Source organism: Arthrobacter sp. CAN_A6 (assembly GCF_015751715.1).
GTDB lineage: Bacteria > Actinomycetota > Actinomycetes > Actinomycetales > Micrococcaceae > Arthrobacter_D.
The window spans coordinates 234,287-259,333 of sequence record NZ_JADOUV010000005.1 but is presented as its reverse complement, the minus strand read 5'-3'; the positions used below and the strand labels follow the sequence as shown (position 1 = coordinate 259,333).

The following is a 25,047-nucleotide window of genomic DNA, read 5'->3' as shown; positions in this document are numbered from 1 at the left end:
CATCGACCGTGAGATCGACCTCGATGCTGCAACCAAGGCCTCCCTCGAAGCCGGCACCGCCGTCGTCGTCGTCCACGGCCTGGACCCCGCCACGGTCACCGCCACCGAAGAGGCCTTCAACGCACCCAGCGACCTGGAGCCCTCACTTCCCCTCGGCGCCACCTCACCGGCACTGTGTGGAACCCTCGTCGCCTCCCAGATGGGCGACATGCCCGCAGGTGGTGCCGACACAGGTGTCGCCCAGGAAACCGGATCCAACACCGCCATGCTCGCCCTCGGTGGCGGACTGGTCCTGGCAGCAGCAGCCGGTGGAACCTTCATGGTCCGCCGCAGCAACACCAAGGCATAACAGCACCTAACAGCACGACGGACTGATCGGACCTGATTCCTCCAACGATCAGTCCACCTGAAGCGACCGCCGCAGAAGCCTCCAAGCTTTTGCGGCGGTCGCTTCTTAACGCTTATCGGCCGCGAGACAAACACGATCGTCTGGGGTCAATCCACGACGGCGTCGGCGGCTTTCTTGGCGCCTGCTTGCGGGCCTCGGACCGGGCGTGCTTCCGCGGTTTCGGGATCTGACTCCGACTAGTTGGTTCAGGCCTTGTACAGCGGGGCCACTTATCCTGAATGGATGAGTGAGGCAACGGTCGCAGAGAAAAAGACAGTGGGATTGATGGCCGATCCTCATCTGCCGATGGCACTGGCGCAAAAACTGCAGGCGACGACAGCGCAGATGTTGAGCTCGTCACTGGATTCGACGATCGAGTGGATCGTTGAGATCGAGCAACAGTCACTGCCCCTGGACGCCAACGGGGACGTGGAGTTGAACCTTCACTCCCAGGAAGTCCGTGACCGGCTGGGCTGGGACTACCTCATCTACCTCACGGACCTGCCCAAATACGCCAATTCCGAACCGATGATCTCCAGCGTGAACACCGACTATGGCTCAGCAATGATTGCCCTTCCCGCCTTGGGCGTGGTGCGAACGAACCGGGTCCGCCGGGCTTTGCTGCAGACCATCGGCGCCCTGCACGGAGCCACGAATGCACCATCCCTGGGCCGTGGCAGAGTGTCCGCTGCTATCCTCCCTTTCTCGCCGGAGCGGAGCACCCCCGCCCCTGAGACGAATCAGAACTCGTACGAGACACTGAAAGGGATCCGGGGCAGGGCCCAGCTCCTGGCCGGCATGGTGCGCGGCAACCGCCCCTGGCGGATCCTGCCCGGACTCTCCGGCGCCATGGCCGCAGCGACAGCCACCGGGGCGTTCGGTGTTTTCTACACCAGCATCTGGTCCATGGCCGATTATCTCAGCGCCCCCCGCCTGACCTCCATCAGCCTGCTCTCCATCACGATCATGACTATCTGGCTGATAGCACATAACGACTTATGGGAACGCCCCCGCGGCGGCCGGCGCACAGAACGCAAAGTGAGCTACAACCTCGCCACCGTCATCACGATCCTGATCGCGGTCGCCGCCATGTACCTGGGGCTGTTCGCCGTGATCTTCGGAGGCGCCCTCGTGGTCATCAACAGCGAATACCTCGCGGCCCAGCTGGGGCACCCCGCCGGCATCGACGAATATTTCAACCTCGCCTGGCTCTCCGCGTCTCTGGGCACTATCGCGGGAGCACTCGGCTCAAGCCTGGATGATGAAGAGTCCGTCAGAAAAGCCACCTTCAGCTCTCGCGAATACGACCGCCGACAACTCTCCAAAACCCGCCCCCAGTAAAAATCCTGGTAAAAACATTGCTTCTTCTCGGAACGGCTCTGCTGGTGCAGCCGCTCAGCCCGGCGCGGGTGCCGGCTCGGCGGATGGCTCGCAGACCATGCAGCGCGAGGTGAGCTTCGAAGTCCAACACCTCAAGCGCAGCGCAATTCCCTTCGAAGCCGATGGGGAAACCTACATCGTCCGGGGCAGCATCACCGGACCACAGCAAACACTGGAGGATCCGCAAGCCGTGACCCTTCTCCTCTACGGGCTTAGCAACGGGGAGTTCTTCAGCAACCACACCGCGCGGCCTCCTCCGACACCACCGTCTCCCGCGCCGCCATGGACGACATGAAAACCACGATCGCGGCCTGCGAAGCCGGCGGAGCGCCCTCCGAAGGCGACACCGGCTCCCAGGGTACGTCTACTTCGGGGCGGACACCCCGGAGATGTTCATCATGGCCCACATTTTAGGGCCAAGAGGTCATGTCGTGTCCCAGGAAACTCCTTACATCTCGCGTTCCCTCTGACCATTACAGGTTGGTTACAGACCTTGATGCGGGAGTTGCAGCCCGTTAGGTTCAGTATCAGAGAGGGCAGTGACGCCGCGGTGCTGCCGATGGGACACTCTCACCTGTACTGCCGGTGGTCGTTCTGTGGGGGAGAACACCGTCAGTCCATCCGCCGGTATCTCTGACAGCGCACTATTTCACCGTGGAGGTCTCCCACTGCATGTCAATCCCCCACCCGCCCAACGACCGGTCCGCACCTCGTCCGCCTTCCGAGTTAGCTGACTTGCTGTCCGGCGTCGCCGGACACGACGAGGAAGCCTTCGATGAGCTGTACCGGCAGTGTTCACGCCGGGTGTACTGGCTGGTCCACAAAGTCGTCGTGGACCCTGGAATGAGTGCGGACACCACACAGGAGGTGTTCCTGACCCTCTGGCAAGGCGGAACTGCCCGCTACGATCCGCACAAGGGCTCCGCAATGTCCTGGATCCTGACCATCGCTCACCGTAAAGCCGTCGACAAAGTCCGATCAGAACAAGCCCACCGCGTCAGAGCCCTTCGGTGGGGCATCGCCAACCAGGACGTTGACTACGACCACGTGTCCGAAACCGTCATCACCCGCAACGAGGCTGCAACCATCACTGCATGCCTGGATGATCTGTCTGCACTTCAACGCGAAGCAATCCATCTGGCCTACTACACCGGCCTGAGCTACAGCGACGTCGCCCAACACCTCGGCATCCCCGCAGCCACCGCGAAAACACGCATCCGGGACGGCATCCAGCGACTCCGTACCTGCCTGCAAGCAATCTGACCATGAGAAGTGCCCACTGCCAGAAACGTTCCTCAATACCTTGTTGAGCTTTCCGCGGTCCAGCGACTTCAAACCAGAGCTGAAAGGCGTCCCCTCTCCCCCGCCTGAAAGCGACACATTCATGGTGGGCATTCGGGGACTGTTAGAAAAACGGTGTGTGAGGGTCCGGCTTGATCCACGCAATAACAGTGCCCTCACCCGGTGAGACCCTGAAACACATCTGGAGACACGGTCCTCTTCGCCGCACGCTCGGACTCACCATCACGGTCGCGTTCTCGGTCGCCGCGTTACCGATCTACGCAGTCGCCATCGCTCCCGTAATGGGCAGCGTGTCCGCATCCGGGCTCCTGGTCGCCGCCTACGGAGTAGGCAATCTGCTGGGATCCACAGGTCTGATGCTCCGGCCGTTTCGCGGGAACGTCGACCGGCTCACGAGCTTCCTGGCGGTCCTCGTAGCAGCAGGGCTGACCCTGGTGATCCTCGCCCCCACCCTGGGTATCAAGGCCAAGAAGACCAGACCCTACCGGCCGCAAACCAACGGGAAGATCGAACGCTTCCACCGAACCTCGCCGACGGGTGGGCCTTCAGCCGCCACTACACCAGCGAATCAGCCCGCCGAGCAGCACTGCCAGCATGGCTCCACGAATACAATCACCACAGGCCCCACACCGCCATCGGAGGCAAACCACCCATCATCCGGCTAACCAACCTCCCCGGGCAGTACAGCTAACGGGTCGGCAGCACGACTGATTCACTCGCTGTGCAGTCATTGTCGAAGAGTCTTCGCGATTGCAATACATACGACCTGATTCGGGGCTCTTCGTGACTGAGCAACGTCGAACGCCCAGCAGCGGCACCGGCCGGCCACCGCAGCTCTGAAGACATAATTGCGGGAAACAGTTATTACAGGGCTGCCGACCCGGAGAGGACGATTTCGGCTCGTCCTCCCACCCAGACCTTGCCGTCGCCGCGGCTGATGTGAACCCGCCCCTGCCGCCCCATCGCCGTTCCCTGCGTAGCGATATAGCTGGTAGGAGCGCGATCGGAAAGGATGAGCCATTCCGCAGCCGCGGCATTCAGACTCCCTGTTACAGGATCCTCGCGCAACGGTTCCCCGCCGTCGGTGAAGAACGCCCGCAACTCGAACGCAGCCTCGGAACCCGGCTCGTGAGGTCCTATCACGCCGATATCCCACCGGCCCGAATGCGCAGACACATCAGGGCGCAGGTCAAGGACAGTGCGCGCGCTGTCCAAGAGGATCCCCACCCAACCGGGCCCATTGTCCAGCCACTCGGCATCCACCACCTGCTCACGGCCAACCCCGAGAATCTCAATCAGGACAGCAAGTGTATTCAGATCAACGGGGCCGGATCGTAGACGCGACGGCGCACTGAAAGCGAGCCGGTCTTCATCGATGCGCACCGGCACCAGGCCCGCATCGCATTCCTGCATCACTACACCTGGAATGGCCGGAGTGCCACCGGCGTCAAGCCAGGCCCGCGCCGTACCCAGGGTCGGATGCCCTGCGAAAGGCAACTCCGTCCTCAGGCTGAAAATGCGCACCCGATAATCCGCTCCCGGCGCCTCGGGCGGCAGCACGAACGTGCACTCGGACAGATTCGACCACACCGAGAACCTGCGCAGCATCTCATCATCGAGCCCTTCCGCCTCCAGAAGCACCGCAACGGGATTACCCATACACGACTCAACACCGAAAACATCAACCTGACGAAACGCACGATCCATACACGAAGCCTAACCATAAGCGGTACCGCGGCTGGCTGAGCTTCGCGGGTAGCGGTCGGCCATCGGCTTGCCGGACGCCCTCGTTTGCGATTCTTCATGCAGGTACGGCGTCGACACTGCGCCTGATCCTGCATCTTCGCCGGTTGGCAGATAGCCCTAAAAGTCGCGCCGCGTGAAGGTCAGGTGCTTCTTCGGTCGACAACCAGGACCAACAGCGCATAGGCGATACTCGATGGTCCTGATGATCCGGGTTCCCGGATGACCTGCGAGAATTCCGGCATGGCAACATTGGCGGCACCCGAACTGGGCCGTGTACGCACCGAGGTCGGATTCGTTCTGGCATTAGCGCTTCCGCCGTCGCTTGAGTGGGGGATGTTCGCGGCGGGGAGTGACTTCCTTGCCGCAGACGTCCTCCTCCAGCTCGCCGGCGTGGTGGCAGTGGCCCTGGTCGGCGGGTTATGGCCGGCGCTGCTGGGCGCGCTGTGGAGCAGTCTCATCCTCAACTACTATTCGACGCAGCCGTTCGGGTCCTTGGAGATCGCCGATCCGGAGAATCTACTCACTCTCCTTATCTTTGTGGCAGTTGCGGTCGCGGTCTCTTTGGTGGTCGGCCTCGCCGCCCGACGTTCCCGGGAGGCTGCTAATGCTTCCGCCGATGCCGCGACTCTTGGAGAGCTCGCCCGGGGAGTGCTCGCCGCGGAAGACACGCTGCAGGGTTTCCTCCATCATGTACGCAACCACTTCGGCATGGCGGGAGCCGCACTGTACAACCGGAACAACGAGGACGCCGTCCACCCCGGCGACGCCACCGTCCCGACGCTGGTTGCTCTGGACGGCATGCAGGAGACATTTCCCGACGACGGCGATCCGGCTACCCATCGACTGTCCGGTGACGGTGACGCCGGCACGCGCCTCCCCGACGGCCTGGAGCTGGTGCTGTACGGCCGCGCACTGACGGGGCGGGAACAGCGGCTGCTGGTCGCCTTCGGATCCCAGCTGACAGCGCTACGGCAACGCCAGCAACTCCTGGCCAGTACCGAGGAAAACCGCCGCCTTGCCGAAGGAAACGTCATGCGTACCGCAATCCTCCGAGCAGTCTCCCATGACCTGCGCACTCCTCTCGCTGCGATCAAACTGGCGGTCACCAGCCTCCGGCAGCAGGACATCGCCTTCACCCCCAGCGAAGAGGCCGAACTGCTCGGCACCATCGAAACCTCATCAGACCGGCTGGCGTCCCTGATCGATAACCTGCTCGACATGTCGCGGCTCAGTGGCGATACAGCCACCCCGCACCTCGGTCCCGTGCATTGGCCGGATGTAGTAGCAGCCGCCCTGAAGGGAATGACGTCGGAAAATATCCGGATCCTATTACCACCCAATCCTCCAACCGTGGAAGCGGACTTCGGGATGCTCGAACGGGTCATCGCCAATATTGCCGAGAACGCCCAAAAGTACGCTGGCGAGTCCGACATCGTGATTACTGCTGCTGTCTCCGGCATGGTCCGGAATTTCCCCGCGGGCGAGCTACGGGTTCGCGACTATGGGCGCGGCGTCGACGAGGCCACGATCGAGCGCATGTTTCAACCATTTCAGCGGTTGGATGACACAGGCACCACGGGGGTGGGGCTGGGGTTGGCCGTCGCCCGCGGATTCACTGAGGTAATGGGCGGGAAGCTGCTTGCCGAACCTGCACCCGGCGGTGGATTGACCTTGATCGTCCGGCTCCCCCTCTCAACAGGAGTGAGGCAGTGACTACCGTACTGATCGTCGAGGACGAACCACAGCTCCTGCGTGCTCTCCAGATCAACCTGCGCACCCATGGCTACCACCCGGTGACAGCCACTAATGGCACATCCGCGCTCACAGCAGCATCCGAGCACCGCCCGGACCTGGTGGTCCTCGACCTCGGCCTTCCGGACATGGACGGTGTGCAGGTCATCACCGCTCTTCGAACCTGGAGCCAGGTGCCCATCATCGTCCTGTCCGCACGCCACGCCCCAGAGGACAAGGTAGAAGCCCTCGACGCCGGAGCTGACGACTATGTGACCAAACCCTTCGGCCTCGAGGAGCTGCTGGCCCGCCTACGGGCCGCCGAACGACGCTCCATCCCAGCGCCAGAAACACCGGTAGTCACCACCAAGGATTTCCGTCTCGACGTAGTTGGCCGCAAAGCCGAACGCCACGGCGAGCAGGTGCGACTGACCCCGACGGAATGGAAGATCGTTGAACTGCTGGTGCGTAACCCCGGCCAACTCGTCGGACAGCAACAACTCCTACTGGAGGTATGGGGCCCCGCGTACGCCCGCGAAGCGCAGTACCTGCGGGTTTACCTGAACCAACTGCGGCGCAAGCTGGAACCGGACCCGACCCGGCCCCGCTACTTCATCACCGAAAGCGGCATGGGATACCGCTTCGAACCCTGACGCCGGCGTCGGGCAGTGATGTGATCGAGTCGAGAAATATGCCATTGGGCACAAACAGCGTGGAAAGGCGTTAAGGATCCGTTAAGAACCCCCGTCGGCCCACCAACCGCGGCGTAGGTTCGACCCTGTGAGCACCATCAAAGATCATCTCATCGAAACCCGCAGGGCCCGTCGGCTCGGCCACTGGCTGCAGGACGACGAGAACCAGCGCAAGCCAAGGCGCCGCACCACCTCCACCGTGCAGCCGTGGTGGAAAGTCATGTGCCTGACCGGCGTCGACTACTTCTCAACGCTCGGGTACCAACCGGCGATCGCCGCTGCTGCAGCGGGTGCACTGGCCCCTGTTGCCACGCTCATCCTCGTCGCCGTCACACTCTTCGGCGCGCTACCTGTCTATAAGCGCGTGGCCCGCGAAAGCCCCAACGGTGAGGGTTCCATCGCGATGCTGGAAAAGCTGCTACCTAAATGGAAAGGCAAACTCTTCGTTCTCGCACTGCTCGGGTTCGCCGCGACCAGCTTCATCATCACCATGACCCTTTCCGCCGCTGATGCCAGCGCCCACCTGATCGAGAACCCGTTCGCTCCGACCTGGCTTCATGGCCAGGAAGTGGCCGTGACACTGGTGTTCCTGCTGCTCCTCGCCATCGTCTTCCTCCGGGGCTTCCACGAGGCGATCGGCATCGCCGTCGCCCTCGTCGCCGCCTTCCTCACCCTGAACCTCGTGGTCGTGATCACCGCCGCGGCAGAAATTAGCGCGAATCCCGTGCTTGTCGAAAACTGGTGGACAACCCTCACCACGCAGCACAGCAACCCCCTGGCCATGATCGCCGTCGCCCTGCTGGTCTTCCCCCGCCTCGCCCTCGGGCTCTCGGGGTTCGAAACCGGCGTCGTCGTCATGCCGCAAATCAAAGGCGCCGTCGAGGACACGCCGGACAGGCCCCAGGGCCGGATCCTCGGCGCTCAGAAACTGCTCACTTCAGCCGCTCTGATCATGAGCGGTTTCCTGATCGCCTCGAGTTTCGTGACGACCCTCCTCGTTCCCGCAGCCGAATTCGAGGAGGGAGGCGAAGCCAGTGGCCGAGCTCTCGCCTTCCTCGCGCACAAGTACCTTGGGGAAGGTTTCGGAACGCTCTACGACGTGAGTACCATCGCCATCCTGTGGTTCGCCGGCGCCTCCGCCATGACCGGGCTGCTGAACCTCGTGCCACGGTACCTGCCGCGCTACGGCATGGCACCGGCCTGGTCGCGCGCCGTCCGACCGATGGTTCTGGTGTTCACCGCGGTCGCCGCCGCGGTCACCATCGCCTTCAAAGCCGACGTCGAAGCCCAAAGCGGCGCCTACGCGACGGGCGTGCTGGTGCTGATCACCTCGGCGTCGGTAGCTGTCGCTCTCTCCGCTCGCCGCCGCAGTCAACATCGAGCCTCGTTCGGCTTCGGGGTCATCTCCCTGATCCTCATCTGGACCACGATCACCAACCTGTGGAACCGTCCCGATGGTGCCGGCATCGCCGCTCTGTTCATCCTCGGTATCCTCGTGGTGTCCTTCGCATCAAGGGCGCGGCGGGCTCTTGAACTACGAGCGACAACCATCACCCTCGACGACGAAGCCCTGACGTTCGTCGCGGCACGGCACTCCGGCCAGATCTCGCTGATCGCCCACGAGCCCGAGAGGCTCAGCGCCGCAGCATACCGCCGCAAATTCGACCACGCCTGTTCCGTCAGCCACCTCAACGCAACGGACACGCCACTGTTCATCGAAGTGATCGTCGATGACTCATCGGAGTTCGAGACCCACCTTCACGTGCGTGGCATCACCCGCCACGGTTTCCACATCCTCCAGGTCCACAGCTCGAACGTACCCAACACCATTGCCGCAGTGATGCTCCATATCCGTGACATCACCGGAGTCATGCCGCACGTCTACTTCCGCTGGACCGAGGGGGACCCACTGGTCAATCTCTTCAAATTCCTGATCATCGGAGAAGGAGAGATCGCACCTGTCACCCGGGAAGTGCTGCGCGAAGCCGAACCCGACGTGTCCCAAAGGCCATGGGTACACGTGGGCTAGTTCAGGAATGGAGTCTCACCAATCCGGCGGAATGCGTCCTGCTGTTACCGCCCTGCACGGTTGGTATCGCTCGGTTTTCAGTTGGGAATTGGTCTCTAGCCCGACCTCACACCTCCTACTAACGTTCGTAAGCCGATTCCTCGCCGAGGGCTTTCCCATCATTCAGCAACTGTTGGCTGAGCCTCAGGCTACGAGGGAGATGAAGACAAGGTAAGTTCCTAGCCGATGAATAAAATACTCCTTCCGACGATGATCCACCGCAGAATAAAAACGGCTTCGGCCCGATACGCTAGAACAGGTGAATTGAACAAATGGAGTTGCCTCGAGTGTTCGATTCCGGTGGGACTCGGCTATACAGTCGTCGGCGTGATGCGAAGTCGGCACTCTTGATAGTGGCAATGTACTGGAGCATTCGAGGATTTCCCTGCCGGTGAAGGTTCGTTCGCGTGATGCCCGTGTCCGGCATGTGTTCCGAAATTTGAATTCCAGTCCAAGATTGCGAGCTTTTGCCTCTCGGTTCAGCCGAAGGGCTGCTTGGTTCAGGGCTTACCTAGCACCGAGGCATCCGGCCCAGTTCATTGTGCTCGGTTTCGCTGCGGCGATCCTGGCCGGCACGACGCTTTTGATGCTGCCGGTCGCCAAGGCCGGCGCGGGAGGTGCGACTTTCCTTGAGGCTCTGTTCACAGCGACGTCGGCGGTGTGCGTAACAGGGTTGATCATCGTGGACACTCCGGTGTACTGGAGTCCGCTCGGGCATGGGATCATTCTGGGACTCATCCAACTTGGAGGGTTTGGCATCATGTCCTTCGCGTCCCTGCTTGGTGTGCTCCTTGCCCGCAGGCTCGGCCTGCGGTCCCGGCTTACCGCCGCCGCGGAGACGAAGACTACCGGATTTGGGGACGTCCGGCGCGTACTGCTTGGTGTCTTGAAGCTCAGCGTCCTGATCGAGGCGGTCACCGCGCTTGCACTCGCAGCCCGTTTTGCGGTGGGCTATGGCTACTCGCTACCTGAAGCCGCCTGGCTGGGGATTTTTCACTCGGCGTCCTCCTTCAATAATGCCGGGTTCGCCCTGTTCAGTGACAGTCTCATCCAGTTCGTCAGCGATCCGTGGATCTGCGTCCCGGTGGCCCTGGCTGTCATCATCGGCGGTTTGGGGTTTCCAGTGCTCTTCGAACTTCATCGGGAATACCGCCAACCCCTGCACTGGTCGATGAACACCAAACTCGTCCTCAGTGGCACTGCAATCCTGCTGCTCGGCGGCGGGATCTTCATCACCGCCGTCGAATGGTCCAACCCCGGCACCCTCGGCCCGATGAACTCGGCGGAAAAGATTCATGCCGGCTTCTTTCAGTCGGTTATGACCCGCACCGCCGGATACAACAGCGTGGACTTCGCCGAACTCCATCCGGTCACCTGGCTGGCCATGGACGTGCTGATGTTCATTGGAGGCGGACCGGCAGGCACCGCGGGCGGACTGAAGATCACCACCTTCGCGGTTCTGTTCTTCATCCTCTATACGGAAATCCGTGGAGGGTCTGCAGTCAATATTTTCGGCAAACGACTCTCCCGGGCTGTACACCGCCAGGCGATCACGATTGTCCTGCTCGCCGTGGCACTGGTCGTTGGATCCACCATGTTCCTGATGCTGATCACCGACTTCGGCCTGGACCGCCTCCTGTTCGAAGTGGTCTCCGCGTTCGGCACTGTGGGTCTGTCCACTGGTATCACCGCGCAACTGCCACCAATTGCCCACGTCCTGCTGGTCACCATCATGTTCATCGGCAGGCTCGGACCCATCACCCTGGCATCAGCACTGGCATTGCGTGCGAAACCTGTTCTGTATGAATACCCCAAAGAAAGGCCCCTCATTGGCTAAGGCGAACCTATTATCCCCCAAGAGCACGGACCGGATCGCGGAAGCGGACTCAGTTGCGGTCATCGGACTGGGCCGGTTCGGTGGCGCCCTGGCCCGTGAATTGGCAGATGCCGGCACCGAAGTGCTCGGAATCGACGACAACGAGGACGTTGTCCAGTCCTTCAACGGCATACTCACCCACGTAGTCCGTGCCGACTCCACGAAGGAAGACGCCCTCCGCCAGCTCTCCGTGCACGAGTTCGACCGCGTCGTCGTCGGAATCGGCACCGACCTTGAAGCGAGCATCCTGACCACCTCGATCCTGCTGCGGTTCGAAAAGCCCACCCTCTGGGCCAAAGCAATCAGCCGACCCCACGCCGAAATCCTGCGCCAGCTCGGCGTCAAGAACGTTGTCCAACCCGAACAGGACATGGGCAAGCGGGTAGCCCATCTGGTTCGCGGAAACATGCTGGACTACGTCGAATTTGAGGACAACTTCGCCATGGTGAAGACCCGCCCGCCACGCGAAACCTGGAACCGGGAGCTCGGCACCACCAAAATCCGCGCGAGGTACGGCATTACCGTCGTTGCCGTGAAGCGCAATAATGGCGAGTGGGATTACACCACAACCGAAACCACCCTCTACAACGACGACGAAATCATCGTCGCCGGCCCCACCGCCAAAGCAGAAGCATTCAGCGCCCTCATCTGAATAATTTCTGCCGGGTTCGAGGCGTCCCGCCATCCCGTGCTGAGATAAACCGCCCTTTCTGATCAACAGTCACGTGATTTATACGAAATCTGGTGGCAGTTCGTGCAGAAGATAGTGTCGCGTTGAGGGATGGTGAATTTAGGCGGTCGTTGCAACGGTGGGGATTTTCTGGTTCGAATAGTAGTTGCTTGTTGCATGGCTCGTGGGCGGATTCCGTCGAGAGTTTTGCGCAGCCGGTTGCTGAGATCGGTAGAGACCTCGAGCAACCGCTGGGGTGATTGGACGGAAAGGTCCGTGCCCTTCGGGAAGTGCTGCCTTAACAGTGGAGTGGTCCCCGGAAGTTGGACACCGAATGTAGGATCCTTCTTCAGCGAGTAATCAGATGTACTCAGGAAACACGTTGAGTCACTCCCATGCCGTGTCGGCGGTCGAGTTGTTCGAGCAAGGGTTGACCGCGAAGTCTGTCGCGCTTGCTCTTGATCTGGCACCCAATTCTGTCCAGATGTTGTATGAACGATGGCAGGTACGAGGATCGGGTGCGCCGATGACAAGAGACCGTAAGCAGTACGACGTCGAAACCAAGCTCTTGATCGTGCGGCGTCATATTCAAGGCGTGTCCGGGCGGTTCCTGGCCAAGGAGTACGACCTTCCCTCACCTGGCACCGTCACGAACTGGACGAGAATTTATCGGCGCGATGGTGAAGACGGGTTACGCCCAAAGAAACGGGGCCGACCACCGGTCGCTCGGGAGAATCCTGTCCTTGAGAGCGAGGTCGAGCAGCTCCGCAGAGAGAATGAGCGGTTGCGTGCGGAAGTGGCATATCTGGGAAAATTGCGGGCCTTGGGATCACAGCAACGACGCTGAAAGTCCAAGCGATCGACGATGGCTTTCGCGCGGGCGCGGGGTGCTTACGGGCATCGACGCGTTCTGGCCATGCTGCTGCGGCAGGAATGGAAAGTGTCGAAGAAGACCGTGCTGAAGCTCATGTGCGGGCTCGGGTTGCAAAGCCCGGTGCGCCGCTGGCGCAGATACAACTCCTTCCGTGGCGAGGTCGGGAAGGCTGCTGAGAACGTGTTGAACCGTCAGTTCGAGGCTGCGGTCAGACACACCAAGTGGGCCACCGACGTCACCGAGTTCACGGTTGGCGCCTCCAAGGTTTACGTCTCGCCAGTTCTTGATCTCTATGACAACCGGAGCGTTTCTTTCATGACAGGTCCGTCTCCGAGCGTCAAGATGGTCACCGATGGCCTCCGCGCCGCGATCAGCGGCCTCGCTCCTGATGAGAGACCCCCTGTCCACTCCGATCAAGAATTCCAATATCGGCATCATTGCCTTCTCTCGCCATAGATCGGATCAGCATCGTCACCGCAGTAAGTAAGGGACCCTGATTGTTCCCGTCTGATGCGTTCCCGCGATCGCGGGCCCGGCGTCAGTGCCGGGTCGGCGTGGAGGGGCGGGTGTCGAAGCGGCGCCTGTAGTCGGTCGGGGTGGTCGAGAAGGCTGCCGCGAAGTTCTGGCGGAGAGTGACGGGGTTGCCGAACCCGCAGTCTGCGGCGATCTGGTCAACGGACAGGTCCGTGGTCTCCAGGAGGCGACGTGCTGTGTCGAGACGCCGGCACCGTATCCACGCGGAGGGCGTTGCCCCGGTGGCTGCGCGGAAAGCACGGACGAACGTCCGGCGGCTCATATGCGCCCGCTCCGCCAGACGGTCGATGGTGAGCGGTTCACGGAGGTTGCCCAGTGCCCACTCGAGCAGGTGCGCGATCGGATCGTCGGTCGAACGCTGCGGAACCGGGTGCTCGATGTACTGTGCCTGCCCGCCCTCACGGTGGGGTGCAACAACAAGACTGCGAGCTACCGTGTTCGCGGCATCGGCTCCCAGACGGTTCCGCACAAGATGCAGGCATGCATCCAGGCCTGATGCCGTGCCCGCCGAGGTCAGAACATCGCCGTGATCGATATACAGAACAGAGCGGTCGAGGAGGATGTCCGGGTGTCGTTCGGCCAAGGTGGTGAAGGCTTGCCAGTGGGTGACAGCTTGACGTCCGGCCAGCAGGCCGGCGTCCGCCACGGCGATCGCACCAAGACACAGTCCTACAACTGCCACGTTTTGCTGGTGTGCATGTTGCAGCACGGCCCGCAGCGTGTCGCCCAGCACGCGCCCGTCGTCGAACCACGACGGCACCACCACAACGTCCGCCCCCTCAGCGGCCTCGGGGCCCTCGAGCCCGCCCAGCTGGTAGCCCTCAGCCGTGCAGATCACATCCGGACCGTCAGAGAACAGACTGGTCGTCCACTCTGCGAGCCCCTGCCGCGTCACCTCATCGAAGACCATCTGCGGCACGGCCAGATGAAACATGGTGACGCCGTCAAAGGCATAGACCGCAATCTTCACGAGAAATCCCCCCTAGTGGCCTGAATCCATCGTATATCGGCATACGTGCCACTGTTGGTGCGGTGTTTCACCGGAAAGGATGGAATCAACGCTGACCCAGCGTGCATCATTCCCTTGATCCAGGAGGAGCCAACCATGAGCAACCCCCGCCGAGCCCTCGTTCTCGTCGATGTCCAGCAGCAGTACTTCAGCGGTCTCCTCGAGATCCAGGACCCACCCCACGAGCAATCGCTGCCGCAGATCACTGCGGCCATCGATGCGGCCACCGCCGCCGGCATTCCCATCGCGGTCATTCAGCACACAGCAGGCGAAGGAGCTCCCGTCTTCGCCCCGGGCACGCCGGAATTCGAACTCCACCCCGAGGTTGAGAGCCGACGCACCGAAGCGTGGAAGAGCGTCGTGAAGCAGTACGGCTCTGTCTACGCAGACACGGACCTCGCAAGGTGGCTGCGTGAGAACGACGTCGACACCGTCACCCTCGTGGGCTACATGACCAACAACTGCATCCTGGGCTCAGCGGTCGAGGCGGAAGGCCTCGGCTTCGCCACCGAAGTCCTCTCCGATGCCACAGGTGCGATCAACATCGCCAACGACGCCGGTTTCGCTGACGCCAGGACCGTGCATACAACCCTGCTCGCGTTGCTGAACTCCAACTGGGCCGCCGTCGGCACCACCGCCGCCTGGACTACAGCCCTAACCGCCCAACAGGCACTTCCCGGAAGCGACCTGGGGAACTCGGCAGCAGCTGGAGCAGCACGCGCCACCCAGTCCTGATCCTTGCCCCATCACAGAGGGAAGGACGGACACGGCCTACATCCCTGAGGCGGATTCCATAAGAATCCACTCCGCTCAAGATGCCCAGAAGCGGGATCGGCATACGGGGCGGGGGAAGTGCCCAGATGCCGGTCAACAGGATTCTGCGCACTCTCGTTCGGGGTGTTACTTGCCCTGCGTCTTCCAGTGATACCGCCGTTCGGGGCGGCCGACACCGCCGTAGCGAAGTTGTACGACGACGCGGCCTTCCTCGCTGAGGTATTCGAGGTAGCGTCTAGCGCTGACACGGGAAGTACCGAGGGCGTCAGCGGCTTCTGCGGCTGAGAGGTCGGTGCTGACCCTCTGGAGGAGTGTCTCGACCAGGTGCAGGGTTTCGACACTGCATCCTTTCGGGAGGGGGCGGTCGGGGCGGCTGATGCCGAACACCTTGTTCACGTCCGCTTGTTCAGCCTGGCTTTTGGCTGACGCAAGTTGCCGGTAGGCCTGCTGGTAGTGTTCCAGCCGTTCGCGGAGCTCCTGGCTGGAGAACGGTTTGATGAGGTAATGAACGATCCCTCCCCGCAAGGCACGCCGGACCGTTTCGACCTCACGGGCTGCGCTGATGACGATGACGTCAAGTTCCGGTAATGCAGCCCGCAACTGGTGGAGGAGGTCCAACCCGTTGATATCAGGAAGATGAATATCAAGAAGGACCAGGTCTGGTTTTTCCTGACGGACCTTGATCAGCGCTTGAGCCCCGGTGTGGGCGATACCAATTACCTCGTATCCGGGGGACTGCCGAACAAATCCGGCATGGACTTTGGCCACCATGAAATCGTCATCGATGATGAGTACTCGGATCATGGGTATGAACTCGTCTTTCCAAGGGTCGCCGTGAAGACTGCTCCTTCGTCGTTGTATACCTCGATGTCTCCTCCGCGTTTGCGGCAGATAAGGCGGGCCAAAGCCAGTCCGAAGCCCCTGCCGGTATCCGCGACAGAAGTCTTTGTGGTGAAGCCCTGTTTGAAGATCGAGTCGGTGAATTCGGCGGGCACTCCGGGTCCGGAATCCTGCACGGTGACAATGACGTGGTCGGTTTCTTCGACCAGGAGCACTTCTACTGTCGGGTTCTCAAGCCCGCCGGCGGCGTCCATGGCGTTGTCGACGAGGTTCCCTACTACCGTGTTCACGTCCCTGGAGAGTTCCTCTTCCATACGGGGAAGGTAGGAATCTTCGGCGAGCCTGAGGCTCACCCCGCGTTCCGTGGCAAGGCTAGCCTTGGCGATGAACAGGGCCGCCAGGGCGGGATCCTTGATCACAGTGGTGACATCGTCGTAGAGGCGTGTGCGGCTGTGGCTGACGCCGTCCACGAACCGCGTCACTTCATCATATTCACCCAGCTGGATCAGTCCTGAAATGGTGTGAAGCTGGTTGGCGAACTCGTGGGTCTGGGCCCGGAGCGTGTCGGTGGTGGTGCGGGTGGCACCTAGCTCGGTTTCGAGGGTTGATAGTTCCGTCCGGTCCCGCAACGTCGTCACTGAACCGATGACGCGCCCATGGGATTCGATGGGCATCCTGTTGCATGCGACCAGGCGGCCTTCCACCAGGACCAATTGATCCGGAACGGCGTGGTCCTGGGTGAGAATGTCGCGCAAATCCGGGTGGACCGAAAGTTCATCCAGGTCCTGTCCGATGCAGTCCGCCGGGAGATGGAGGAGCTTCTTCGCGCTGTCATTGGCCAGGGTGACCCGATGGTTCGGATCGAGGGCCACCACTCCTTCTTTCACGCCGTACAGGATGGCTTCACGGTGTTCGACCAGGCCTGAGATCTCGTCGGGTTCCATTCCCAGAGTCTGGCGTTTCACGCGCCGGGCAAGAAGAAGAGATCCTGCCAGTCCAACGATGCTGGAGACACCCAGATAGGTGATGAGGTCAGGGGTGGCCTGCCCTAGACGCTCCCAGATGGAGGGGTACTGCCGACCCACGACGGCGATACCAACCATCTCGCCGGTATCGCCGATGATCGGCACATGGGCTGTCAACGCCACTTCATCATCCGTTTCCACCAGCCCTGTCCAGGATCGTCCGCTGCGGACATCGCTGTCCCCGAACTGCATGATGGTGCCCAGTTGCGCGGGGTCCTGTGACGTCAACACAGTGCCGTCAGGTTTGGCAAGGATCGCGTATTTCGATTCGGAGACCGACCGCACCGATTCGGCTGCTGCGGGTAGGGCCGCCCCTATCCGAGGCTCGGCACTCGGCACCAAAGATCTGACGGCCGGCAGCGCGGCCAGGGTCTCCGCCGCCGCAAGGGAACGCCGGCCCTCCACCCGCTGGAAGGTCTCCGCCGATTGAGCCAGTGAGATCGCCAGGACGCCGATCAGGACAGCGAAAACGATGGCGAGTTGCAGTACCAAGAACTGCCCGGCCAGAGACATCCCCTTGACCTTGGCTGGCCTTCCTCGGTGTGCCCGCTGCATGAGCGCCCTTTCCTCGCATTGCCAGCCCCAAGGTGTCTGCACCGGAAGTCAGGCTGCCGAAACTCTACGGCAGATCGGCATTATTCGGTCCAATGGGGTGAACTCAATGAACACAATGATCTTTGAGAACACAAGAGAGACGCAGGTCACATTGGCTCGTACGTTGGTTTCATGCACACCCACTCGATGAAGAGGAATATTATGCGTGGATCAAAAACAGTCCGTCTCACGGCAGTGATGGCAGGAATCATGTTGGCCGCCACGGGTTGCGGGGTGACAGGTGGCGAAGATACTGCCGGTGCCTCCGGCAGCGCCGCAGCTGAAGGTCCCATTACCGACCTGCGGATCCTGGTGCCCAACACCGCGGGCGGCGGTTACGACACCACCGCCCGGGTAGCGGCCAAAGTCATGGAGGACGCCGACCTCGCCTCCAGTATCGAGGTGTTCAACCTTGCAGGCGCCGGCGGTACCGTGGGCCTGGCCCGCACCGTAAACGAAACAGGCAACGGCGACCTGACCATGCTGATGGGCCTGGGTGTCGTGGGCGCCAGCTACACCAATGAATCAGAAGCCAAGCTCACCGACACCACTCCCCTGGCCCGGCTCATCGAAGAGCCCGGTGCAATCATGGTGTCCAAGGATTCGCCCTACCAGACCATCGATGACCTAATTGCAGCCTGGAAGGAAGACCCCTCACAGATCAGTGTCGGCGGCGGGTCATCCCCCGGCGGCCCGGATCACCTCCTTCCCATGCAGCTCGCCGAAGCAGTAGGCATCGACCCCAAAAGCGTGAACTTCGTGTCCTACGACGGCGGTGGCGATCTGCTTCCCGCCATCCTGGGAAACAAGCTCGGTTTCGCAGCCTCCGGTGCCGGTGAGTACATCGACCAGATCAATTCCGGCGAAGTCCGCGTCCTGGCAACCAGCGGTGAGGAACGCCTCGAAGGCGTCGACGCACCGACCCTGCAGGAATCCGACATTGACCTGGTCTTCACCAACTGGCGCGGAATCGTCGCGCCCCCCGGGGTCTCCGATGCAGACCGCGACCGCCTGATTGCAGCCCTTGAGGAGATGCATGGCACCCCCGAGTGGCAGGAAGCCCTTGAAACCAATGGCTGGTCGGACGCATTCCTCACCGGCGAGGAATTCGCAACCTTCCTCACCGAACAGGACCAGCGCGTCTCCGACGTCCTGACGGAACTCGGCTTGGCGTGAGTTCAGTACGCACACGATTTGCAGGCCGCTCCGAGCTGGGCATGGCCGCCCTGCTCGGAGCGGTCGGCATCATCGTCCTCATCGACGCAGCGGGAATCAACGTCCCCTACTCGCAGGCCGACCCCGTCGGACCGCGAACCCTGCCCTACATCGTGGGAGGTCTGCTGCTCATCTGCGCGGTTCTCCTGACTGTGAACGTCCTCAAAGGCGGGCAAGGTGAGGCAGAGGGCGGCGAAGACGTCGACCTTACCCATCCCAGCGACTGGCGCACCATTCTCTTCTTGCTGGCCTTCTTCACCCTGAACATCATCCTCATCGACTACACGGGCTGGGTCATCTCAGGGACCATTCTATTCTGGGGCAGCGTTTGGTCCCTGGGCAGCCGCCACTACGTCAGGGACGGCATCATCAGCCTCCTGCTGGCCATTGGTACTTTCTATGGCTTCTACATCGGTCTAGGCATCCGCCTACCCGCAGGCCTCCTGGAAGGGGTGCTCTAGATGGACTCCTTGAACATGCTCATGGAGGGCTTCGCCACAGCCGCGACCCCCCTGAATTTTCTCTATGCATTCATCGGGGTGCTCCTCGGAACGGCTGTCGGCGTCCTGCCCGGTATCGGCCCCGCAATGGCAATTGCACTCCTCCTTCCGGTGACCTACGCGCTGGAACCGACCAGTGCCTTCATCATGTTCGCCGGCATCTACTACGGCGGAATGTACGGAGGATCAACCACCTCGATCCTCCTCAACACACCAGGCGAATCATCAACCGTCATCACGGCCATCGAAGGCCACAAAATGGCCAAAGCCGGCCGCGCCGCCCAGGCGCTGGCCACCGCCGCCATCGGATCATTCGTCGCTGGAACCATTGGAACCGCACTGCTGGTCTTCTTCGCACCTATTGTCGTGAGTTTCGCGGTCTCCCTGGGCTCGCCCAGCTACCTGGCCATCATGTTGCTTGCCCTGCTTGCCGTAACAGCTGTCCTTGGTGCTTCCAGACTGCGTGGCTTTGCATCCCTCGGTCTCGGCCTGGCCATTGGCCTGGTCGGCATCGACCCGGTGTCAGGCCAGCAGCGCCTCATTTTCGGTCAACCCCTCCTCAGCGACGGACTTGACATTGTTGTGGTCGCAGTCGCGATCTTCGCCATCGGTGAGGCTCTCTGGATCGCCGCCCACCTGCGTAGGAACCCCATGCAAACCATCCCCGTGGGGCGTCCATGGATGGGCAAGGAAGATTTCAAAAGATCCTGGAAACCTTGGCTGCGAGGCACCGCCTACGGGTTCCCCTTCGGCGCGCTGCCTGCTGGCGGCGCGGAAATCCCGACCTTCCTGTCCTATGTAACGGAAAAGAAACTCTCCAAACACCCCGAGGAGTTCGGCCACGGCGCCATCGAAGGTGTCGCCGGCCCCGAAGCCGCCAACAACGCCTCCGCCGCCGGAACGCTCACTCCCCTCCTGGCCCTGGGACTTCCGACCAACGCCACCGCTGCGGTGATGCTCGCCGCTTTCGTCCAGTTCGGCATCCAGCCCGGCCCTCTCCTGTTCGAGAACGAACCGGAACTGGTCTGGGCGCTGATCGCGAGCCTGTTCATCGGCAATACCCTTCTCCTGCTCATCAACCTGCCTCTTGCCCCAGTCTGGGCGAAGCTCCTGCAAATCCCACGGCCCTACCTGTACTCGGGGATCCTGTTCTTTGCGACCCTGGGCGCTTACGCGGTGAACCTTCAAACCTTCGACCTCATCATCCTCCTCGTCCTGGGCCTGCTGGGATTCGCGATGCGCCGCTATGGCCTCCCCATCCTGCCCCTGGTCCTCGGGCTGATCCTCGGTCCACGGATTGAAGAGGAACTGCGCAAGTCCCTGCAGCTCAGCGCCGGTGAAATCTCCGGGCTATGGAGTGAGCCCATCGCCATCGGCACTTACTTCATCATCCTGCTGGTGCTCGCTTGGCCTCTGATGGCCCGACTGTGGAAACGCTCACACCCCCAGCGGCCCGCACTCCTCGAACCAGCCGCCGGGTCCGGCCCAACCCACGAAGGGGCGGCCGGCGAGCCCGCCCACTCCCGCCACACCGGATCCCACTCGAGCACCGACACCATCAACAATTCCGCGAATAAGGACAGAGAAAACCCATGAGCATAGTCGTCGGGTACATCCCTACCGCCGAAGGCGAGGCAGCGCTGACCCGCGCCATCGAAGAAACCCTCCGTCACCAGGATCGGCTCGTAGTCGTCAATTCCTCCCGCGGAGAAGCTCTCGTCGATAATCACTTCGTTCAACCGGAGCAAGCAGCCACGCTCGAGAACCGGCTACAACAAGCCGGAATAGCCTATGAGCTGGTGCAGCCCCTGCGCGGCCACGATGCGGCTGAGGAAGTCCTCACCGCAGCCGAGGAACACCAGGCCGACCTCATCGTCATCGGACTGCGGAAACGGACACCCGTCGGAAAGATGATCATGGGAAGCACCGCCCAGCGCATCCTCCTGCAATCGACATGTTCGGTACTCGCAGTCAAAGCCGCGCAGATCTAGGCCTGCAGCACAACCTATGCCACACCCATTCGATCGAGCGAAGGAACAGACCATGCACTTCACGACCGCAGACCTCGTCGATGAACATGCTGATGCCGTGGACAGCTGTGACCTCCAAATGCGCCAGATGGGAGGCCGGCGCCAGTTTACCGGAACCATCCGGACCATCCGTTGCGAGCGCGACAACGCACTCGTCAAGCAGGTGCTCGCTGAGCCCGGGAACGGGTGCGTGCTCGTCATCGACGGTGGAGGGTCGCTGCGCAGTGCCCTGGTTGGAGACCTGATCGCCGGAAGCGCAGTTGACAACGGCTGGGAGGGAATCGTGGTCAACGGGGTTGTGCGTGATTCAGAAGCGCTGGCCGGACTGGACGTTGGCATCAAGGCTCTCGGGACCAACCCGCGAAAAAGCTCCAAACAGGGTGTGGGAGACATCGACGTAGAGGTTGTCTTTGGCGGAGTAATTTTCCGGCCTGGTCACACCCTCTGGAGTGATGACGATGGGATTCTGGTCGGAACACCCCAAACCTGAGCCCTGGACCCGAATCGGGGGCACAGCGGCGGAATCCTCCGTACGGAGCATGACTGGATGAGAACCCTACCCGGAGCTGGGACCCCCACCAGGGTCAACACCCCTTGGAAGATCCGGCACGGCTTCCCTCGGATCCTGCCCGAATGCGCCGACGATCCAGGCCGGCCTCGACACGATGGCCCCGCTGTCATCGAGTACCCCGCGCGTACGGGGTTCCTCCTGATGTCCTCGACCCTGCTCATCGTCCTCGCGGTGGCGGTCCTCAAGGCGTTCCGCGGAAGGACCTTCGACCGTGCCACCGTCGTCCGGCGCACCATGCCCAGCCCCCAGTCCTTCCTCATGGCTGGACTCGTAACCATCCCTCCGAAACAGAGGAAGCCGCGCTGCTCGACGGCGTGAGCCCCTGCAGTCCTTCCGCTACATCCTCCCGCCGCAGCTCCTGCCGACCCCCTTCGCTTTTGAAGGGGGCTTACTCCGCCAGACCGAGAACGTCGCGATGGAACGTGAGGGCCGCCTCCTAGTCCTCTGCCTCGACGCGAGGCGTAGCTGCCGGATCGGGTGCTCGGCGCTGTTCTCCGTGGTCATGCTCTTTCATCACCTTCAGGGAAGTTGTCGAAGCTATAGGGTTTGCTGGAAGGGCAGGAGGACTGCAGCAGGAAGTGTCCGATGTGCGGTGTTATTGGTTCGCCTTTTCGACGGGCGGCACCAGTTTCCGCTGCTGGTCGATGTCAGTACACTGGGACGCATGACCGGGCAGGACCCGGCCCTGTCCAGGGCCGTTGCGGCTCCTCACGGCGACGCAGGCATCCTGGAGGATGGCGCCGTCGGCTCTTTACCGGTCACGACCGGCGACGCTCCGGGGCTGGCGAGCAGCAATGCCATCGACACGTCCCTGCGCAGTGCGGCACAGCGGTCCCGCACGTTTGCCGGGATCCTGGTGAACACCACCCTGGCCAACATCACCACCAGCTACCTGTGGTTCGCGCTGACGTTCTGGGCCTACCTGCAGACGCGTAACGTCATCGCCACTGGAGTGATCGGTGGTGCGTACATGCTGTTGATCGCCCTTTCCAGCATCAGCTTCGGCACCTTCGTGGACCGCTACCGCAAGCTTGTCGTGATGCGCTTCGCCGCGGGCTTCACCCTGGGAATGTTCCTGCTGGCAGGTGCCATGTTCCTCCTGACACCCTCCGCCTGGCTGCTGGACCTGACTCAGCCGTGGTTCTGGGTCTTCACCCTGATCATCCTGATCGGTGCGGTGGTCGAGAATATGCGCAACATCGCCCTCTCCACCACGGTCACCATCCTTATCGAGCCGGCTCGACGCGCCAATGCCAACGGACTGGTGGGCATGGTCCAGGGACTGATGTTCATCGTCACCTCGGTGCTCTCCGGGCTATCGGTCGGACTGCTGGGCATGGGCTGGACTGTTGTCGTGGCCGTGGTGCTCACGGCACTGGCCTTTGCACACCTGCTCACGCTCCACATGCCCGAAGAGGTGCGGGCTGCAGCTACGGATGCGCAGGGCGGATTCGATCTGCGCGGTTCACTCGCCGCCGTGCTGGCCGTTTCCGGGCTCTTCGCGCTGATCCTGTTCTCCACCTTCAACAACTTCGTCGGTGGCGTCTACATGGCGTTGATGGATCCTTACGGCCTCGAGCTGTTCCCCGTGGAATTGTGGGGAACCTATTTCGCTCTCGGCGCCACGGGGTTCATCGTGGGAGGTGCGCTGATCGGCAAGTTCGGACTCGGATCCAATCCGTTGCGCACCATGCTCATCGCGGTGACCGGGATGGGTGGCCTCGGTGCAGTCTTCACGCTGCGGGAGTGGGCCTGGCTGTACATTGTCGGCATCTGGCTCTACCTGGCACTGGTGCCTTTTGTGGAGGCCGCCGAGCAGACGATCATCCAGCGGGTGGTGCCCCTGCATCGGCAGGGGCGGGTGTTCGGATTCGCCATGGCGTTCGAGTCCGCAGCAGCCCCGATCACCGCGTTCCTCATCGCGCCGATCGCCCAGATCTGGATCATCCCATACGCACGCTCCGCTGAGGGTGCGGAGCAGCTGGCCCCGCTGCTGGGCGAGGGCACCTCCCGCGGCATCGCCCTGGTGTTCCTGTTCGCTGGGGTCACCATCATCGCAGCGGCACTGCTGGCCTTCCTGACCCCGGTCTATCGCCGGGTCACCGCGTCATATACCCAGCCGCCTGCAGAGGCTCCGGCTACCTCTCACGACGGCGACGCTCAGGGTCGAGCCAGTAATTACTGAAGCCAGCGTCGTCCGGATGGACGTTGGTGCCGGGCGCGACGATCTCGTCAATCCGGTCCAGGGTCGCCGTGTCGAGCTCCAGTGAGGCAGCACCGAGCTGCGACTCGAGCTGCTCCATGGTCCGCGGTCCAATGATCGCGCTCGAGACCGCGGGATGCCGCAGCACGAATGCTAGAGCCAGATGGACGAGCGGAACGCCGAGATCATCGGCAAGCGCCCCGAACTGATCCGCGGCGTCGAGCTTGGCTGCGATCTTCGGGTCGTCGAGATCGGGTGCCCCCTGCTGCGAACCGCGGCGTGTGGCGGGAAGATCCTTGCCCTTGCGGTACTTCCCGCTGAGCCACCCGCCGGCCAGCGGACTCCACACGAGGGTGCCCATGTTGTGCCGGTGAGTGGTCGGGAGAAGGTCGGCTTCAATTCCGCGCACCAGCATGGAGTAGGGTGGCTGCTCCGTCACGAAGCGGGCCGTGTGGTTCTGGCGTGAGACCCACTGGGCCTCGACCACCTGGGACGGCTGGAAGGTCGAGGAACCGATGTACCGCACCTTGCCCTGCCGCACCAGATCATCCAGCGCCCCGAGCGTCTCCTCGATATCAGTGTGCTCATCCGGCCGATGCATCTGGTACAGGTCGATGTAGTCCGTGCCCAGGCGCCGCAGTGAGTCCTCAACTGACCGCAGGATCCATCGGCGAGACCCGCCGCGGTAGTTCGGTTGTTGCTTCATTCCATTGAAGAACTTGGTGGCGATCACGAGGTCCTCACGGCGCCCATGCTCGGCGATCGCTCGCCCGAGGATCTCCTCCGACTCGCCGTAGGCATAGATGTCGGCGCTGTCGATGAAGTTGATACCGGAATCGATGGCATGTCGAATGACCCGGATCGATTCCTTGTGATCCTTGTTCCCCCAGTCGCCGAACATCATGGTGCCGAGGCAGAGACGGCTGACCTCCACGCCGGTGCGGCCGAGGGAGGTGGTGGGCTGTGTAAGGTCTCGTTCCAACATGCCGCCCATGCTACGCCCGGTGGCAGGTGGTGCCGAAATG

General features: G+C 62.1%; 23 protein-coding genes and 3 pseudogenes. 20 read left to right on the top strand and 6 right to left on the bottom strand.

Annotated elements, in window-relative coordinates; all coding sequences use genetic code 11:
- From IWX75_RS10940 to IWX75_RS10920, 5 genes and pseudogenes are all read left to right on the top strand, one after another.
- Nucleotides 1-349 (top strand): annotated as a pseudogene (locus tag IWX75_RS10940) (hypothetical protein); the annotation flags it as partial.
- A gap of 282 nt (nt 350-631) precedes the next feature.
- Nucleotides 632-1,729 carry a hypothetical protein gene (locus tag IWX75_RS10935; RefSeq protein WP_196822271.1) on the top strand — a complete coding sequence of 366 codons (1,098 nt, stop codon included), beginning with the start codon at nt 632-634 and terminating at the stop codon, nt 1,727-1,729.
- A gap of 109 nt (nt 1,730-1,838) precedes the next feature.
- Nucleotides 1,839-2,063, top strand: coding sequence for a hypothetical protein (locus tag IWX75_RS10930; RefSeq protein WP_334684260.1), 225 nt, complete (start codon nt 1,839-1,841; stop codon nt 2,061-2,063).
- 377 nt (nt 2,064-2,440) lie between these two features.
- The gene (gene sigK / locus IWX75_RS10925) at nt 2,441-3,031 is read left to right on the top strand and encodes an ECF RNA polymerase sigma factor SigK (RefSeq protein WP_334684259.1); all 591 of its coding nucleotides are present in this window, start codon (nt 2,441-2,443) and stop codon (nt 3,029-3,031) included.
- Nucleotides 3,032-3,528: 497 nt separating this feature from the next.
- Nucleotides 3,529-3,761, top strand: a pseudogene (locus IWX75_RS10920) (integrase core domain-containing protein); the annotation flags it as partial.
- A 173-nt stretch (nt 3,762-3,934) separates the two neighbouring features.
- Here the strand turns inward: IWX75_RS10920 and IWX75_RS10915 are convergent.
- Nucleotides 3,935-4,777: a PhzF family phenazine biosynthesis protein gene (locus IWX75_RS10915; protein ID WP_196822268.1), complete on the bottom strand. Its 843-nt coding sequence runs from the start codon at nt 4,775-4,777 to the stop codon at nt 3,935-3,937.
- A 279-nt stretch (nt 4,778-5,056) separates the two neighbouring features.
- On the opposite strand from IWX75_RS10915, the gene IWX75_RS10910 reads away from it, so the two are divergent.
- The 5 genes from IWX75_RS10910 to IWX75_RS10890 all read left to right on the top strand — a co-directional run bounded on the left by IWX75_RS10910 (nt 5,057) and on the right by IWX75_RS10890 (nt 11,835).
- A complete protein-coding gene (locus tag IWX75_RS10910) occupies nt 5,057-6,529 on the top strand; it encodes a sensor histidine kinase (protein WP_196822267.1) in 1,473 nt (490 codons plus the stop codon).
- Entirely contained in the window at nt 6,526-7,200 is a 675-nt protein-coding gene (locus IWX75_RS10905; protein ID WP_196822266.1) for a response regulator, read from the top strand. The genes IWX75_RS10910 and IWX75_RS10905 overlap by 4 nt, the downstream gene beginning before the upstream one ends.
- Nucleotides 7,201-7,459: 259 nt before the next feature.
- Nucleotides 7,460-9,268: an amino acid transporter gene (locus IWX75_RS10900; protein WP_196822297.1), complete on the top strand. Its 1,809-nt coding sequence runs from the start codon at nt 7,460-7,462 to the stop codon at nt 9,266-9,268.
- Nucleotides 9,269-9,845: 577 nt separating this feature from the next.
- Nucleotides 9,846-11,144, top strand: coding sequence for a TrkH family potassium uptake protein (locus IWX75_RS10895; protein ID WP_442858970.1), 1,299 nt, complete (start codon nt 9,846-9,848; stop codon nt 11,142-11,144).
- On the top strand, nt 11,137-11,835 hold the full coding sequence (locus IWX75_RS10890) for a potassium channel family protein (protein ID WP_334684257.1): 699 nt from the start codon (nt 11,137-11,139) through the stop codon (nt 11,833-11,835). Before IWX75_RS10895 ends, IWX75_RS10890 begins: the two co-directional genes overlap by 8 nt.
- A gap of 215 nt (nt 11,836-12,050) precedes the next feature.
- On the opposite strand, the pseudogene IWX75_RS17705 reads toward IWX75_RS10890, so the two are convergent.
- Nucleotides 12,051-12,167, bottom strand: a pseudogene (locus tag IWX75_RS17705) (IS30 family transposase); the annotation flags it as partial.
- Nucleotides 12,168-12,235: 68 nt separating this feature from the next.
- Here IWX75_RS17705 and IWX75_RS10885 point away from each other — a divergent pair.
- Together IWX75_RS10885 and IWX75_RS10880 are read left to right on the top strand one after the other, a co-directional pair.
- Nucleotides 12,236-12,700: a helix-turn-helix domain-containing protein gene (locus IWX75_RS10885; RefSeq protein ID WP_196822264.1), complete on the top strand. Its 465-nt coding sequence runs from the start codon at nt 12,236-12,238 to the stop codon at nt 12,698-12,700.
- A gap of 18 nt (nt 12,701-12,718) precedes the next feature.
- On the top strand, nt 12,719-13,183 hold the full coding sequence (locus IWX75_RS10880; RefSeq protein ID WP_196822263.1) for an IS3 family transposase: 465 nt from the start codon (nt 12,719-12,721) through the stop codon (nt 13,181-13,183).
- Between the two features lie 82 nt (nt 13,184-13,265).
- Here IWX75_RS10880 and IWX75_RS10875 read toward each other — a convergent pair whose 3' ends face one another.
- Entirely contained in the window at nt 13,266-14,231 is a 966-nt protein-coding gene (locus tag IWX75_RS10875; protein ID WP_196822262.1) for a GlxA family transcriptional regulator, read from the bottom strand.
- A gap of 135 nt (nt 14,232-14,366) precedes the next feature.
- Between IWX75_RS10875 and IWX75_RS10870 the strand changes: the two genes are divergently transcribed.
- A complete protein-coding gene (locus IWX75_RS10870) occupies nt 14,367-15,005 on the top strand; it encodes an isochorismatase family protein (RefSeq protein WP_196822261.1) in 639 nt (212 codons plus the stop codon).
- A gap of 165 nt (nt 15,006-15,170) precedes the next feature.
- On the opposite strand, the gene IWX75_RS10865 is transcribed toward IWX75_RS10870, so the two are convergent.
- The gene (locus IWX75_RS10865) at nt 15,171-15,848 is read right to left on the bottom strand and encodes a response regulator (protein ID WP_196822260.1); all 678 of its coding nucleotides are present in this window, start codon (nt 15,846-15,848) and stop codon (nt 15,171-15,173) included.
- A complete protein-coding gene (locus IWX75_RS10860; protein ID WP_196822259.1) occupies nt 15,845-17,422 on the bottom strand; it encodes a sensor histidine kinase in 1,578 nt (525 codons plus the stop codon). The genes IWX75_RS10865 and IWX75_RS10860 overlap by 4 nt, the downstream gene beginning before the upstream one ends.
- Nucleotides 17,423-17,665: 243 nt before the next feature.
- Here IWX75_RS10860 and IWX75_RS10855 point away from each other — a divergent pair, with 243 nt between their 5' ends.
- The 7 genes from IWX75_RS10855 (at nt 17,666) to IWX75_RS10825 (ending at nt 24,004) form a co-directional block, all read left to right on the top strand.
- The gene (locus IWX75_RS10855) at nt 17,666-18,679 is read left to right on the top strand and encodes a Bug family tripartite tricarboxylate transporter substrate binding protein (RefSeq protein WP_196822258.1); all 1,014 of its coding nucleotides are present in this window, start codon (nt 17,666-17,668) and stop codon (nt 18,677-18,679) included.
- Nucleotides 18,676-19,179, top strand: a complete 504-nt coding sequence (locus IWX75_RS10850) for a tripartite tricarboxylate transporter TctB family protein (RefSeq protein ID WP_196822257.1) — start codon at nt 18,676-18,678, stop codon at nt 19,177-19,179. The genes IWX75_RS10855 and IWX75_RS10850 overlap by 4 nt, the downstream gene beginning before the upstream one ends.
- On the top strand, nt 19,180-20,814 hold the full coding sequence (locus tag IWX75_RS10845) for a tripartite tricarboxylate transporter permease (RefSeq protein ID WP_196822256.1): 1,635 nt from the start codon (nt 19,180-19,182) through the stop codon (nt 20,812-20,814).
- Nucleotides 20,811-21,209 (top strand): universal stress protein, encoded by a 399-nt coding sequence (locus tag IWX75_RS10840; RefSeq protein WP_196822255.1) that lies wholly within the window; start codon nt 20,811-20,813, stop codon nt 21,207-21,209. Before IWX75_RS10845 ends, IWX75_RS10840 begins: the two co-directional genes overlap by 4 nt.
- 52 nt (nt 21,210-21,261) lie before the next feature.
- Nucleotides 21,262-21,738, top strand: a complete 477-nt coding sequence (gene rraA, locus IWX75_RS10835; protein WP_196822254.1) for a ribonuclease E activity regulator RraA — start codon at nt 21,262-21,264, stop codon at nt 21,736-21,738.
- Nucleotides 21,739-21,795: 57 nt separating this feature from the next.
- On the top strand, nt 21,796-22,137 hold the full coding sequence (locus IWX75_RS10830) for a hypothetical protein (RefSeq protein WP_196822253.1): 342 nt from the start codon (nt 21,796-21,798) through the stop codon (nt 22,135-22,137).
- A 346-nt stretch (nt 22,138-22,483) separates the two neighbouring features.
- On the top strand, nt 22,484-24,004 hold the full coding sequence (locus tag IWX75_RS10825; RefSeq protein ID WP_196822252.1) for an MFS transporter: 1,521 nt from the start codon (nt 22,484-22,486) through the stop codon (nt 24,002-24,004).
- Here IWX75_RS10825 and IWX75_RS10820 read toward each other — a convergent pair.
- Nucleotides 23,958-25,007 carry an aldo/keto reductase gene (locus IWX75_RS10820; protein WP_196822251.1) on the bottom strand — a complete coding sequence of 350 codons (1,050 nt, stop codon included), beginning with the start codon at nt 25,005-25,007 and terminating at the stop codon, nt 23,958-23,960. The two genes, IWX75_RS10825 and IWX75_RS10820, sit on opposite strands and share 47 nt — an antisense overlap.
- Between the last annotated feature and the right edge of the window lie 40 nt (nt 25,008-25,047).